Here is a 13,904-nt window from a genome sequence, read left to right as displayed (position 1 = left end):
ATGGCGACCGAGCGGGCGGCGGACGCCGTGGCCCGACGGGCCTGGGACCAGCAGAGCGTCTGGTCCCAGGCGGCCGGCCGGGCGAAGACCACCATCGAGCGGTCCCGCACATGGAGCCTGGTCCTCGGGCTCACGGCCGCCGCTCTCGGCACGGCCGCGTCCCAGACGATGGCCGCCCACGCGACGCTCGGCAAGGCGCTGGCCTTCGCCGCCGCGGCCACCACCGGCCTGGTACCGCTCCTCGCCCGGCACGCGGGACCCGCGGCCGTGCGCGACTGGACCGGGCTGCGCGTGACCAGCGAGGCCATGAAGAGCGAGATCCACAGGTGGCTGGCCGGAGTGACGCCGTACCGCGGGCCCGACGCCCGCCACGTCCTGCAGCAGCGCCTGAAGGCCCTGCGGGAGGACGCGGCCCACCTCATCCCCCGTACCGTCGGCATCACCCCGGTCGCACGACGGCTCCCCGCCGTGTCGGACGTCGACACGTACGTCGAACACTGCCTGCGCCCCCAGATCAGCGGCTACTACCTGGCCCGGGCCCGCACGATGGGCCGTCGCCTCGCACTGGTCCGCCGGATCGAACTCGCGCTGGGCACCGCCGGGGTCCTGCTGGGCGCGCTGGCCGGTGCGTTCGGCGTGGAGCACGCGGCCGCCTGGGTGGCCGTCGCCACCACCGCGGGCGCCGCGGTCAGCGCGCACGGCATGACCGCCAACTACGCCTACCAGCAGGCTCAGTTCGCCGCCACGGCCGACGACCTTCAGGACGCCGTCGAGCGGCGCGGCGAGTCCGGCGACCGCGCCGACCCAGATGCCGAGGACGCCTTCGTCGCCGGCTGCGAGCGGGTGATCTCCGCGCTCAACGACGGCTGGATGACGAAGTGGACCTCGGAGTAGCCAGGTCTAGACGGCCGCCCGCGTCTGCGCCCCGGGCAACGGCGGCAGCGCCGCCCCGTACACCCACGCCTCGAACAGCTCGTCCACCGGCTCGCTCGTGAAGCGGGCCACGTGTCCGGCGAACGCCTTGGTCGTCACCGTGCCGTTGCGGTTCAGCTGCCCCCAGCCGCGCAGCATCCGGAAGAAGGCGATGTCGCCCAGCGCGCAGCGCACCGCGTGCAGGACCAGCCCGCCACGTTCGTACAACCGGTCGTCGAACATCGACTTGCGCCCCGGGTCCGCCAGCCGCAGATCCTGCGGCAGCGTCGACAGCAACCGGTGTGCGGCGGCGGCGAGTTGCTGGGCCGTACGTCCGCCCGACCGCTCCGACCACAGCCACTCCGCGTACTTCGCGAACCCCTCGTTCAGCCAGATGTGCCGCCAGTCCGCGATGGACACGCTGTTGCCGAACCACTGGTGCGCGAGCTCGTGCGCGACCAGCCGCTCCGAACCCCGCGCCCCGTCCACGTGGTTGGCGCCGAACAGCGACAACCCCTGTGCCTCGACGGGCACATCGAGCTCCTCCTCGGTCACCACGACCGCGTACTCGTCGAACGGGTACGGTCCGAACAGCTCCTGGAAGACCTCCATCATCTGCGGCTGGCGGGCGAAGTCCCGCGAGAAGTCGCCGAGCAGATGCGCGGGAATGTGCCCGTGCTGCGGTACGCCGCCCAGGCCCGGGTCGCCCAGCAGCACGGTCTGGTACTTGCCGATCGACAGCCCGACCAGATAGCTGGACGTCGGCGCCGACTGCTCGTACACCCAGGTCGTCGTGGACGCCTTCGTCGTCCGGGTCAGCAGGCGCCCGCCCGCCACCACCGCGTACGAGGAGGGCGTGGTGATCGAGATCTGGTACGACGCCTTGTCCGCCGGCCGGTCGTTGCACGGGTACCAGGACGGCGCCCCGATCGGCTGGCTCGCCACCAGCGCCCCGTCCTCCAGCTCCTCCCAACCGAGCCCGCCCCAGGGGCTGTTCACCGGCCTGGGGTTGCCCGACCAGTGCACCTCGACCGTGAAGGCCGCCCCGGCGCGGATCGGCTTGGCGGGGCGGACGCGCAGCCTGCCGCCGCGGTGCGTGTAGTGCGGCTGCCGTCCGTCGACGCGGACCCGCCCGATCTTGAAGTCGGCCAGGTTCAGCACGAACTCGGCCAGCGGCGAGCGCCCCGCGATCGCGTTGATCCGGGCCGTCCCCGACAGCCGGTTCGGGCCCGGGCGGTAGTCCAGCGCGAGCTCGTACCGGTGCACCCGGTACCGGGAGTCGCCGTGCTCCGGGAAGTACGGGTCCGCGCCCGCCGCCTGCTGAACTGCCACTGCTGTCTGTGCTCCCTGCGCCGTACTGCTGCCACTCCGTGCCGGCCCACCGCTCTCCGGCCCCCAGTGGGCCGCGCTCAGGGACGCCATGCCTCGATCGGATTGCCGAGCCAGCGGGTGTCGTCGGGGACCGATTCCGCCGCCATCACGAGCGACGCGGGACCCAGCGTCGTGCGGGCCCCGATCGCGCTGCCGGGCAGAACGATCCCGCCAGGACCCAGCGTCGCGCCCTCACGGAGAACCACAGTATCCGTCCGCAAGATCCGGTCGTGGAAGAGGTGTGTCTGGAGCACACAGCCCCGGTTCACGGTGGAGGCGTCCTCCAGGGTCACCAGATCGGTCTCCGGCAGCCAGTAGCTGTCGACCCACACGCCCTTGCCGATCCGCGCGCCGAGCCCGCGCAGCCACGCCGTCATCACCGGCGTACCCGGCACCGAACCCGCCAGCCACGGCACCGCGAGCACCTCGACGAAGGTGTCCGCCAGCTCGTTGCGCCACACGAAGGACGACCACAGCGGATGCTCCCCGCTGTGATGCCGCCCCACCAGCAGCCACTTCGCGACGATCGACACGAGCCCCGCCGCGGCCCCGGCCCCGAGCAGCACCAGCCCGGACAGCACCGGCGCCCAGCCGCCCAGCACACACAGCGCCGCCACGGTCAGCACCGCGACCCCCGCCGAGCAGAACACGGGCACGATCCGGCACAGCTCCACCAGGCCGCGTGCCCACAGCAGCCGGGCCGGCGGATCGTACGTCCGGCTCTGGTCACCGTCGGCGGCACTGCGCGGCAGCTTCACCGGCGGCAGCCCCAGGTACGACGTGCCCTTCTTGGCCTTCTTCGGCGTCGCCGACAGCACACCGACCAGTCCGCCGTCCGGCACGGTCCGCCCGGGCGCCGTCATCCCCGAGTTTCCGAGGAAGGCCCGCCGCCCGATCTCCGCCCGCCCGATGCGCATCCAGCCGCCACCGAGCTCGTACGGCGCGGTCAGCGTGTCGTCGGCCAGGAAGGCCCCTTCGCCGACCGTGGTCAGGCTGGGCAGCGCCAACACGGTCGACACCTCGGCGCCCTTGCCGATCCGCATCCCGAGCAGCCGCAGCCACACCGGCGTGACCAGTCCCGCGTACAGCGGGAACAGCGTCTCGCGCGAGCGGTCCATCAGCTGCGTCACGGTCCACGCCTGCCAGCCGACCCGGCTGTGCGTCGGATACGTCCCCTCCCGCAGCCCCAGGCTGAGCAGCCGCACGGAGACCAGGAGCAGCACGGCGTACGCCAGCCCGAAGGCGAGCGTCGCCGGTACGAGGGCCAGCGCGGCGCCCGCCAGGGGCGCGTGCGGGGTGTAGAACACCTGGGCCACGAGGAACGCGGCCGCACCGGCCAGCACGGGAAGCGCGGTCAGTGCGAAGCCCGTGAGGCCGTACATCACACGCCAGTACGTCCCGCGCCGCGGCCGCTCCTTGGGCCAGTTGCGCTTGGCCTTGCCGAGCTTGACCGCGGGCGCCCCGGCCCAGCGCTGGCCGGTCGGGACCTGCCCGGTGACCGCCGAGCCGGGCGCCACCTCGGCCCGCTTGCCGACGCGGGCACCCGGGAAGAGCATGCTGCGGGTACCGACGGTGGCATGCGCGCCGACCTTGATCGCGCCGATCTCCAGCCGGTCACCGTCCAGCCAGTACCCGGACAGGTCGACCTCGGACTCCACGGCCGCGCCCCGGCCCAGCTTCAGCAGCCCGGTGACCGGCGGCAGCGAGTGCAGATCGACGTCCGGCCCGACCTTGGCGCCCAGCGCCCGCGCGTACCGTTCCAGCCAGGCCCCGGTCAGCGAGGTCGCCCCGCTGAACTCGGCGAGCCGCTCGGCCGTCCACAGCCGCAGATGCACGCCGCCACCGCGCGCGTACCGCCCGGGCTTGACGCCCTTCAGCAGCAGCCGCGCGCCACCGGCGGCCAGCGCGAGCCGCCCCGGCGGGCTGAACAGCACCACGGCCCCGACCGCGACGAGCCACCAGGGAGCCGTCGGCAGCCAGGCGTAGGCGGGCAGCAGATTGCCGAGCGCGGCCAAAGCGACCGTCCAGCGCAGGCCCAGCAGCGTGAACAGCGGAACGAGGAGCAGCAGCTGAACCACCTGCGCACGCCGGGGCACCGGCTCGACGAACCTCTCCGCCCCGTCGTCGTGCGCGGACTCCTCCAGCCGCCGGGCCAGCTTGCGCAGCACCGGCTGCTGGTAGATGTCCAGCACGGCCGCGCTCGGATAGCGGGTCCGCAGCCGCGTCGTCAGCTGAGCGGCGGCCAGACTGCTGCCGCCGATCGCGAAGAAGTCATCGGAGGCGCCGGTGACCGGGATGCCGAGCACCTCGGTCCACTGCTCGGCGAGCCAGGCCTCGGTGCCGTAGAGCTGCTCGGCCGGCCCACCGGTCTCCAGCCCCTCCAGCGGCCAGGGCAGCGCATTGCGGTCCACCTTGCCCGACGTCCGGGTCGGCAGCTCGTCGACCGGCGCGAGCAGCGGCACGAGCGCGGCGGGCAGTTCCGCCCGCAGTTTCTCGACCGCCGCCGCCTGATCCCAGCCGTCCTGAGTGACGACGTACCCGACGAGCAGCTGATTGCCGCTGCGCGCGGTCCGCACGGCGGCGGCCGCACCGGCCACACCGGGCAGCGCCTGCAACGCGGCGTCCACCTCACCGAGCTCGATCCGCCGCCCGCCGAGCTTGATCTGCTCGTCGGCCCGCCCGAGGAAGACCAGACCCTCGGGCTCCGCCTTGACGAGGTCACCACTGCGGTACGCCCGCTCCCAGCCCAGCGACTGAAGCGGCGCGTACTTCTCCGCGTCCTTCTCGGCGTCGAGATACCGCGCGAGCCCGACCCCGCCGATCACCAGCTGCCCGCTGGCGCCCATCGGCACCGGCTCCCCGGCCTCGTCGACGACGGCCAGCTCCCAGCCGTCCAGCGGCAGCCCGATCCGGATCGGCTCCTCGCCGCCCAGCAGCGAGGCACAGGCGACGACGGTCGCCTCGGTCGGCCCGTAGGTGTTCCAGACCTCGCGCCCCTCCGTCACCAACCGCTGCGCCAGCTCGGGCGGGCAGGCCTCACCGCCGAAGATCAGCAGCCGTACGTCATTGAGGGTCTCGGGCTCCCAGAGCGCGGCCAGCGTGGGCACGGTCGACACGACCGTGATCTCCTGCTCGACCAGCCAGGGCCCCAGATCGGCCCCGCTCCTGACCTGCGAACGCGGCACCGGCACCAGACAGGCCCCGTACCGCCACGCCAGCCACATCTCCTCGCAGGACGCGTCGAACGCGACCGACAGCCCCGCCATGACGCGGTCCCCGGGCCCGATCGGCTCCTCGGTGAGGAACAGCGCGGCCTCGGCGTCCACGAACGCGGCGGCACTGCGGTGCGAGACGGCGACGCCCTTCGGCTTCCCGGTGGAGCCGGACGTGAAGATGATCCACGCGTCGTGCTCGACACCGGGCCGCGCGGCGGGCACATCGCTGCGGCCGTTGACGACCAGCTCGTGGCCGGCCCCCACCACGGCCCGTACGTCCGCCTCCCCGAACACCAGCTCGGCCCGCTCGTCCGGGTCCTCGGCGTCGACGGGAACGTAGGCGGCACCGGCCGCGAGCACCGCGAGGATCGCGACATAGAGGTCATTGGTGCCGGACGGAACCCTGACCCCGACCCGGTCACCGAGCCCGACCCCCGCCGCGGCCAGCGCGCGCCGCAGCCGCTCCACCTCGACGGCCAGCGCACGGTAGGTCAGACACGTCGCGCCGTCGTCCAGGGCGGGCTCGTCCGGATACGACCGCACGGACGCCTCGAAGACGTCGACGAGCGTGCGGGGGGAGGCCGCGGGGCCCCCGGAGAAGCGTGCCCTGTCACCGAACTGCTGATGGATCTCCGCGCTCAGCTCTTCGTCGAGCAGGCCGAGAGCACTGCTCTCGTGTATGGCTGCCATCCGGTCCTCGCGTCTCGATCCCGGAAGCTCCGGGGCGCCGGCGGGCCCGCAGGTATGCCTGGGGTTGTCCGACCCGACTCCGTAACAAGCCGGAAATTTTAGTACGACGCTAGGTTCGCGCCTCTCGGTCCGCCACCCGGAGCAGTCGTTCGGGGTGGCGCGGAGGCTGGGGGACAGGCCCTGACCTGGTGATCTTCGACGGAACGAGACTTCCCCCACACAACGAACAAGGGCCGTGACTCATGGTCACGGCCCTTGCTGTTTCGTGTGTCCGAGGGGGGACTTGAACCCCCACGCCCGATAAAGGGCACTAGCACCTCAAGCTAGCGCGTCTGCCATTCCGCCACCCGGACAAGGTGTCTGTCGTGCGGGGTTTCCCTCGCGGCGACAGAGGAAACATTACCAGGCTTCGGAGGGTGCCCCGATCACCCCCCGTCGTGGCGTGAACGGTGTGTGACGGGGTGCGGCCGGTCTTGGGCGGGGCCGGGCGGAGGGGGAGGATGAGGGGAACCACCAGCAGTGACAGCGCGGGAGGAAGCAGCGTGAGCGATACGGACACGGCCAGGGGCGTCACCGGCGAGAACGAGGTCGTGGACCTCTGTCGCGAGCTGATCCAGATCGACACCAGCAACTACGGCGACCACTCCGGTCCCGGTGAGCGCAAGGCGGCCGAGTACGTCGCCGAGAAGCTCGCCGAGGTGGGGCTCGAACCGAAGATCTTCGAGTCGCACCCGGGCCGCGCCTCCACCGTGGCGCGGATCGAGGGGGAGGACCCGTCGCGGCCGGCGCTGCTCATCCACGGGCACACCGACGTCGTACCGGCCAACGCCGACGACTGGACCCACCACCCCTTCTCCGGCGAGGTCGCGGACGGGTGCGTGTGGGGACGCGGGGCCGTCGACATGAAGGACATGGACGCGATGACCCTGGCGGTCGTGCGCGACCGGCTGCGCAGCGGGCGCAAGCCGCCGCGCGACATCGTGCTCGCCTTCCTCGCCGACGAGGAGGCCGGCGGCAAGTACGGAGCCCGGTTCCTCGTCGACAAGCACCCCGACCTCTTCGAGGGCGTCACCGAGGCGATCAGTGAGGTGGGCGGGTTCTCCTTCACGGTGAGTGAGGAGCGGCGGCTCTATCTGATCCAGACGGCCGAGAAGGGCATGCACTGGATGAAGCTGACCGTGGCCGGTACGGCAGGGCACGGGTCGATGATCCACCGCGACAACGCGATCACCGAGCTGTCGGAGGCCGTCGCGCGGCTGGGCCGGCACAAGTTCCCGGTGCGGGTCACCAAGACCACCCGGGCCTTCCTCGACGAGCTCGGCGACGCCCTCGGCACCGAACTCGACCCGGAGAACATGGAGGGCACCCTCGCCAAGCTCGGCGGCATCGCCAAGCTCATCGGCGCGACCCTCAGCAACACGGCCAACCCCACGCAGCTCGGCGCCGGCTACAAGGTCAACGTCATCCCGGGCGAGGCCACCGCGCACGTCGACGGCCGCTTCCTGCCCGGATTCGAGGAGGAGTTCCTCGCCGACCTCGACAAGATCCTCGGGCCGAACGTGCGGCGCGAGGACGTGCACGCCGACAAGGCCGTCGAGACGGGCTTCGACGGGGCGCTCGTGGCGGCGATGCAGTCCGCGCTGGTGGCCGAGGACCCGGCGGCCAAGGCGATCCCCTACATGCTCTCCGGCGGGACCGACGCCAAGTCCTTCGACGACCTGGGCATCCGGGGCTTCGGCTTCGCGCCGCTGAAGCTGCCGCCGGAGCTGGACTTCGCGGGCATGTTCCACGGTGTCGACGAGCGGGTACCGGTGGACGGGCTGCAATTCGGGGTGCGGGTTCTCGACCGATTCATCGATGCGTCCTGAATTGGACCACTGAAACGACACTTCAGAATTCGACCAGACGTGCTGGGCATGGCTGGGGAGGGTGAACGCGCTCATCAGGTCGTAGCCCTATTAGTTCCTCCTCGTTACAGGTGATGCGATCAGCTACTTGTGATCGCATTGCCAACAAGGAGGAATAATGATCAAGAAGGTCGTCGCCGCTGCGGCTGCCACTGGTGGCCTGGTTCTCGCGGGCGCGGGCCTCGCTGTCGCCGACTCCGGTGCCCAGGGTGCTGCGGTGCACTCCCCGGGTGTCCTGTCCGGCAACGTCGTTCAGGCGCCGATTCACGTCCCCGTGAACGTCTGCGGCAACACGATCTCGGTGATCGGGCTGCTGAACCCCGCCTTCGGCAACACCTGCATCAACAAGTGACGCTGCGCCTCGCCCCGTGAAAGGGGCTGAGCCCGTCGGCCCCGGAGCGCACGCCATGCGCTCCGGGGCCGACCGGCCTTTCGGCGGCGTCGGGCCATTCCGGCGCCGTCTTCTCGGAACAAGGTCGAAGGCAGGGAATCAGCAATGCGACAGGTCACCCGCAAGGGCCTGCTGACCGTGGCGGCCGCGACCGGCGTCATCGCCGCCGCGGGCGGCACCGCTCACGCCACCGGCGCGGGCGCGAACGGCGGCGCCTCGAACTCGCCCGGCGTGCTGTCGGGCAACACGGTGCAGGCGCCGGTGCACGCGCCGGTCAACGTCTGCGGCAATACGGTCAACATCGTCGGGGTGCTCAACCCGGCGATCGGCAACAGCTGTACCAACCAGGGCGGCGGCCACGGCGGCTCCCAGGGCGGCGGAGGGGCGTCGGCCGACGGGCACGCCAGTGACTCGCCCGGCGTCGGATCCGGCAACCACGTGGAGGCGCCGATCCATGCGCCGGTCAACGTGTGCGGCAACACCGTCGACGTCATCGGCATCGGCAACTCCGCCGAGGACAACGACTGCGGCAACAACGGCGGTGGCGGCGGCCACGAGAATCCGCCCGGTACGCCGGAGCAGCCGGGCAATCCCGGAAATCCGGGCAACCCCGGAAACCCTGATGAGCCGGGTAACCCCGGAAACCCGGGCAACCCCGGAAACCCGGGCAACCCCGGAAACCCCGGTAACCCCGGGAGCCCGCAGAACCCGGAAGAGCCGAACCACCCCGGCACCCCGAGCACACCGCCCGGCACGGGCGGTGTCACGCCGGACGGCGGCTCCTCGAACGGCAACCACCCCGGCACCCAGGGCCTCACCCAGCCCCAGGGCGACGGGCAGCTCGCCCAGACCGGCAGTGACCTGCCGCTGGGCCTGACCCTGCCGGTCGGCGCGGGGGCGTTGCTCGCGGGCGCGGTGATGTACCGCAAGGCGCGGGCCTCGGCGTAGGTCGCGGTCTCCGGCACGAACGGAGCGGGCCCCGTCGAGGGGGCCCGCTCCGTTCTGTGCTGTCGTTCTCCCGCTGTTCCTGTCTGCGGTCTTCCTGTCGCCTCAGCTCACCACGTGGCCCGCACCTGGCGGATGATCCTGCGGCGCAGCCGCACCTTGCGGCTGCCGTCACGCAGCAGGCTCAGGCGGTCCAACTCCCAGTGTCCGTACTCGGCATGGTCCGTCAGCAGGCGTGTGGCGTCCTTGCGGGAGACCCCGCGCGGTACGTACACGTCGACAAATTCGTATTCCGGCATCGCATCTATTGTGCGGGCTGGGGCCCGGTACGGATAGCGTCTGCACTATGTCTGATGCTGTGCAGCCCACCGCTGCCGAGGTACGCGCCGCCGCCGAGGCGGTCAAGACCGCGCTCGACCGTCATCTGGCCGCGGTCGAACACCGGTCGGGTGAGGACGACCCTGCCGTCTACGAGGCGTTCAACCAGCTGGCCGCGGCCGCCGAGGTCTACGACGAGCTGCTCTACGACCGCTACGACGAGGTCACTCCCTTCGAGATCCCCGGTACGGAGGACGCGCTGCCCCCGTACACGGGCCCCGAGGAACCGAACGCGCTGAGCGTGCTGATCCGCCGCGACTACGCCGTGGTGGAGCCGCAGCGGCTGCTGGCGCAGGCCCAGCGGGTCGAGGCGGCGGACGACGACGAGAGCGCGGAGGCCGCCGGCACGGTGCACGGGGCGCTGGGCGTTCTGTTCGGTGAGTTCGAACCGGACGAGATCGCCTCCCGGCACAAGGAGTTCGGCCTGGAGGAGGGCGACTCCACGCTCTGGGTGACCGCCGCGGACGAGTCGGCCGACCCGGGGGAGTGGCTGGAGATGCCCTTCGAGGGGGTCGACCCGCAGCAGGTGGTCTGCCGGTTCGACGTCAGTGCGGTGTTCGACGACGAGGACGACGATCTCGACGACCGCGACGAGGTCGACGCCGGGTTGGACGAGGATCTGGAGCCGTTGGACGCGGAGCGCTAGCGGGTTCGCTGCCGCGGGCTGCGCGGGCTGTTGGGTCGGCGGCGGTCACGGAAATTGTCCGTGACCGCCGCCGACGTGCTGTGTGACGCGGTCCCGCAGTGGTGCCTGCGGTGAGTGTGCGGCTGCCGCCCGTGGTCGGCTGGTCGCGCCCGCGCGGCGGAGCCGCAAATTGATACAGCCCCGCGCCCCTTTGGGGTTGGCTGCCCTGCTGCTTCCTGGAGCGGATCGGTCAGTCCGTCTTCGGCGCCTGTGGTTTGAGCAGGGCCGGGAGGCGGGTCGTGCGTGGCTTCGGCGGGGTTTCTGTGACCGCTCGGGGGAGGGCCTGTTCCGCGCCGTGGACCACCGAGAGGTGGCGGTCGGCGCGGCTGAAGGCCGTGTAGACCCAGGGGCGGGTGAGGGCCTGGGCCGCGTCGCCGGGGAGGACGACGACCGCCGCGGGCCAGCGGGCGCCCACCGCCTGGTGCGCGGTCAGGGCCCAGCCGTGGCGTACGGACTGCTCCACCCGTTCCTTCGGTACGACCACGGACTCGCCCGCGCAGGACAGATGCAGTCCCTCGGCGTCGGCCTTCACCACCTGGCCCGGCACCATGCGGCCCGGGGCGGGGGAGTAGGCGACGCGGTCACCGGGGTCGAAGCCGCCGAAGCGGCCGGGGCCTGGGTTGAGCCGCTCCTTGAGGGCGGCGTTGAGGGCGCGGGTGCCGGCCGCGCCGCCGTGGCCCGGCGTGATCACCTGGGTCTGCTCGGCGGGGACACCGAGCGCGCGCGGCACCGAGTCGGCGACGAGCTGCACGGTGCGGTGCACGGCCTCGCCGGCGTCCCGCACGGGAACGATCACGACCTCCTTGCCGGGGGCCTCGACCTGGTTCAGCTCGCCGATGCCGATACCGGACACCAGCTCGCCCAGCGGGCCGGGATCCGGCCGCCGTGAGGCGATCTGCGGGCAGATCCGTGCCGCCAGCAGGTCGGCGAACACCCGACCGGGCCCCGCCGACCACAGCAGCGCCGGATCCCCGGCCAGCACCAGCCGCGCCCCGTCGGGCAGCGACTCCGTGAGCAGCGCCGCCGCCTCGACGTCCAGCTGCGGCGCGTCGAGCACGACGAGCAGATCGAGATCGAGCGCGCCGTCCACGTCCCGCCCGGGCCCTTCCGCACCGGAGAGCAGCCCGGCCACGGTGGCGACGCCGGGCACCTCGGACCGCTCGCCCTCGCCCAGCAGTGCCGAGAAGCGCCCCCGTCCCTGAGGGCTGTGGGCGGCCGCCCAGGCCCGCAGGCCGAGAGCCCGAGCCGCCTGCAGCAGTGCCGCCGGTTCGGCCAGCGACGCCTCGCCGCCGGTGTGCAGGACCAGGCCGTGTGCCGCGACCGCGCGGATCAGCTCGCCGGCGGAACCCGCGGCGGCCGCCGCCCGCTCCCACGCCTCGGCCGAACCGTCCTGCTTCGGCGCCGAGTTGATCAGACGGGCCAGTCCGTCGGCGAGGCTCTCCTCCGCGAGGGCGTACCGCTCCAGGCCGACGAGCACACGGACGGGCCGCTCCTCGCCCTCCGCCTCCTCGTCGTCCCGCCGGGCCGGGGCGCCGGGCTCGTCCAGGGCGTCCTGGAAGGCCAGGGCCTCGCCCTCGGCCAGGGTGTTCTGTACGGCCGTATCGGCGTCCGGCACCCCCCGCTGGGCCAGTGCCGCGGTGAGCGTCGGCAGTTCCAGGGCCGTGTGCCCGGCCAGGGCCGCCTGTTCCAGGAGCCAGACGGTGACCGCCCGGCCGCGCCGCTCGTCGTCCGGTGCGCACTCCGCGCCGAGCAGGGCCCGCGCGAACCCGTCGGCCTGCTCCGGTCGTACGCCACCGATACGCAGCAACTGCCAGGGGTCCGCGCGCAGTTGGTCGCTCGCACCCTCGCCGAGTGCGGCGGCCGCCTGCGGGGCGAGGGTCTCCGGTGCGCCGCCCTCGGTCAGTACCCGGCGTACGGAGTCGACGGTCAGCGGTGCGGGGGCGGCGGGTGCGTCGGCCGTCATCGCGGGCTGTGGCCGGCGTACCGGCTCCGGGGCGGGGCGGCGCGGTGGCTCCGGCTCGCTGAAGACGGTGGCCGCGGGCTTCGCGCCGCCCTCCACGGCCCGTACGGCCGCGAGCAGATCGGCGGCCTTTCCGCTGAGCTTGGTCCCGCTCTCGATGGGCCCGTTCCGCTCGGCCTTGCGCCGCTCGATGCGCTCCCGCTCGACCCGCTGAGCGGCCAGCTCGGCCTCGGCCTCGGACTTCTGGGAGGCGGTGTCGCCGGTGCCGTCATCGGCCGTGGAGGCCGCGGCCGCGGTCTCGCTGTCACCGGCCGGCGACTCGGCCCCGGGAAGCGCCCCCTCCTCGTCCCCGGCCCGGCCGGCCCCGCCCTCGTCGTACGACCGTGCGACCCCGTCCGACGGCGCCCCGCTCTGCGGGGTCCCCGGCTCGGTTTCCTCCGTGGTCTCGGGCGGCTCCGTGGTCACAGCGTGCTCCAGTCGTGATCGGGATAGCGGTGCACGGGCGCTGACACGTCGTCGAGCGCCCGGCAGATCTCGTCAGGAAGACTAAGGGCCTCCACTGACAATGCCGCCGTGAGCTGCTGTGCGTTGCGCGCGCCTATCACCGGTGCGGCCACGCCGGGCCGGTCGCGGACCCAGGCGAGGGCGACCTGGAGCGGGGTCACGGCCAGCCCGTCGGCCGCTGTCTGCACGGCGTCCACGATGCGGCTCGCCGTGTCGTCGAGGTACGGCTCGACGAAGGGCGCCATATGGTCCGAGGCGGCGCGCGAGTCGGGCGGCGTCGCGTCGCGGTACTTGCCCGTGAGCACCCCGCGCCCCAGCGGCGAGGACGGCAGCAGGCCGATGCCCAGATCCAGCGCGGCCGGCAGCACCTCGCGCTCCACACCGCGCTGGAGCAGCGAGTACTCCAGCTGGGTGCTCGCCAGCCGGGTCCGTGTGCCCGGCGCCGCCAGCTGCCACGTCGCCGCCTTGGCGAGCTGCCAGCCGCAGAAGTTGGAGACGCCGGCATAGCGGGCGCGGCCGCTGCCGACCGCCAGGTCGAGGGCCTGGAGGGTCTCCTCCAGCGGGGTGTACGGGTCGTAGGCGTGGACGTGCCAGACGTCGACGTAGTCCGTCCCGAGCCGGGCCAGCGAGGCGTCCAGCGCGGAGAGCAGATGGCCGCGCGAGCCGTCGAAGCGGCGGTCCGGGTCGGGCACGCTGCCCGCCTTCGTCGAGATCACCAGGTCCCGGCGCGGGACCAGGCCTTCTATGAGCCGGCCGAGCAGGTACTCGGCCTCCCCGTCGCCGTACACGTCGGCCGTGTCGACGAGGGTGCCGCCCGCCTCCCAGAACGTCTTCAAGAGGTCCGCGGCGTCGTGCTCGTCGGTGTCCCTGCCCCAGGTGAGGGTGCCGAGCCCGATCCGGGACACACGAAGGCCGGTGCGGCCGAGATGCCTCTGCTCCATGAACG

At 72.6% G+C, this 13,904-nt stretch carries 10 protein-coding genes and 1 tRNA gene; 5 read left to right on the top strand and 6 right to left on the bottom strand.

Annotated elements, in window-relative coordinates:
* Complete coding sequence (locus tag EJ357_RS09455) at positions 1 to 894, top strand: DUF4231 domain-containing protein (RefSeq protein ID WP_126390512.1); 894 nt, start codon at positions 1 to 3, stop codon at positions 892 to 894.
* A 6-nt stretch (positions 895 to 900) separates the two neighbouring features.
* On the opposite strand, the gene EJ357_RS09450 is transcribed toward EJ357_RS09455, so the two are convergent.
* From EJ357_RS09450 to EJ357_RS09440, 3 genes are all read right to left on the bottom strand, one after another.
* Positions 901 to 2,244 carry a M1 family metallopeptidase gene (locus EJ357_RS09450; RefSeq protein WP_126390510.1) on the bottom strand — a complete coding sequence of 448 codons (1,344 nt, stop codon included), beginning with the start codon at positions 2,242 to 2,244 and terminating at the stop codon, positions 901 to 903.
* Between the two features lie 77 nt (positions 2,245 to 2,321).
* Positions 2,322 to 6,188 (bottom strand): Pls/PosA family non-ribosomal peptide synthetase, encoded by a 3,867-nt coding sequence (locus EJ357_RS09445; RefSeq protein WP_126390508.1) that lies wholly within the window; start codon positions 6,186 to 6,188, stop codon positions 2,322 to 2,324.
* Positions 6,189 to 6,456: 268 nt separating this feature from the next.
* Positions 6,457 to 6,541: transfer RNA gene (locus tag EJ357_RS09440), tRNA-Leu, on the bottom strand.
* 189 nt (positions 6,542 to 6,730) lie between these two features.
* On the opposite strand from EJ357_RS09440, the gene EJ357_RS09435 reads away from it, so the two are divergent.
* The 3 genes from EJ357_RS09435 to EJ357_RS50490 all read left to right on the top strand — a co-directional run bounded on the left by EJ357_RS09435 (position 6,731) and on the right by EJ357_RS50490 (position 9,434).
* Positions 6,731 to 8,056, top strand: coding sequence for a M20/M25/M40 family metallo-hydrolase (locus EJ357_RS09435; RefSeq protein WP_126390507.1), 1,326 nt, complete (start codon positions 6,731 to 6,733; stop codon positions 8,054 to 8,056).
* A gap of 157 nt (positions 8,057 to 8,213) precedes the next feature.
* Positions 8,214 to 8,447, top strand: a complete 234-nt coding sequence (gene chpH, locus EJ357_RS09430) for a chaplin ChpH (protein ID WP_048584573.1) — start codon at positions 8,214 to 8,216, stop codon at positions 8,445 to 8,447.
* Between the two features lie 144 nt (positions 8,448 to 8,591).
* Positions 8,592 to 9,434 (top strand): chaplin, encoded by an 843-nt coding sequence (locus EJ357_RS50490; protein ID WP_126390506.1) that lies wholly within the window; start codon positions 8,592 to 8,594, stop codon positions 9,432 to 9,434.
* Positions 9,435 to 9,541: 107 nt separating this feature from the next.
* Here EJ357_RS50490 and EJ357_RS09420 read toward each other — a convergent pair whose 3' ends face one another.
* Positions 9,542 to 9,730: a DUF5703 family protein gene (locus EJ357_RS09420; protein WP_030053310.1), complete on the bottom strand. Its 189-nt coding sequence runs from the start codon at positions 9,728 to 9,730 to the stop codon at positions 9,542 to 9,544.
* A gap of 47 nt (positions 9,731 to 9,777) precedes the next feature.
* Between EJ357_RS09420 and EJ357_RS09415 the strand changes: the two genes are divergently transcribed.
* Positions 9,778 to 10,455, top strand: a complete 678-nt coding sequence (locus EJ357_RS09415) for a hypothetical protein (protein ID WP_126390505.1) — start codon at positions 9,778 to 9,780, stop codon at positions 10,453 to 10,455.
* Between the two features lie 229 nt (positions 10,456 to 10,684).
* Here the strand turns inward: EJ357_RS09415 and EJ357_RS09410 are convergent, their stop codons facing one another.
* Positions 10,685 to 12,919, bottom strand: a complete 2,235-nt coding sequence (locus EJ357_RS09410) for a helix-hairpin-helix domain-containing protein (protein ID WP_126390504.1) — start codon at positions 12,917 to 12,919, stop codon at positions 10,685 to 10,687.
* Positions 12,916 to 13,899 carry an aldo/keto reductase gene (locus EJ357_RS09405; protein WP_126390503.1) on the bottom strand — a complete coding sequence of 328 codons (984 nt, stop codon included), beginning with the start codon at positions 13,897 to 13,899 and terminating at the stop codon, positions 12,916 to 12,918. The genes EJ357_RS09410 and EJ357_RS09405 overlap by 4 nt, the downstream gene beginning before the upstream one ends.
* Positions 13,900 to 13,904: the final 5 nt, after the last annotated feature.

The sequence above is a fragment of the Streptomyces cyaneochromogenes genome, from assembly GCF_003963535.1.
GTDB lineage: Bacteria > Actinomycetota > Actinomycetes > Streptomycetales > Streptomycetaceae > Streptomyces > Streptomyces shaanxiensis.
The sequence above is the reverse complement of the archived record's forward strand: the minus strand, read 5'-3'. Positions and strand labels throughout refer to the sequence as shown.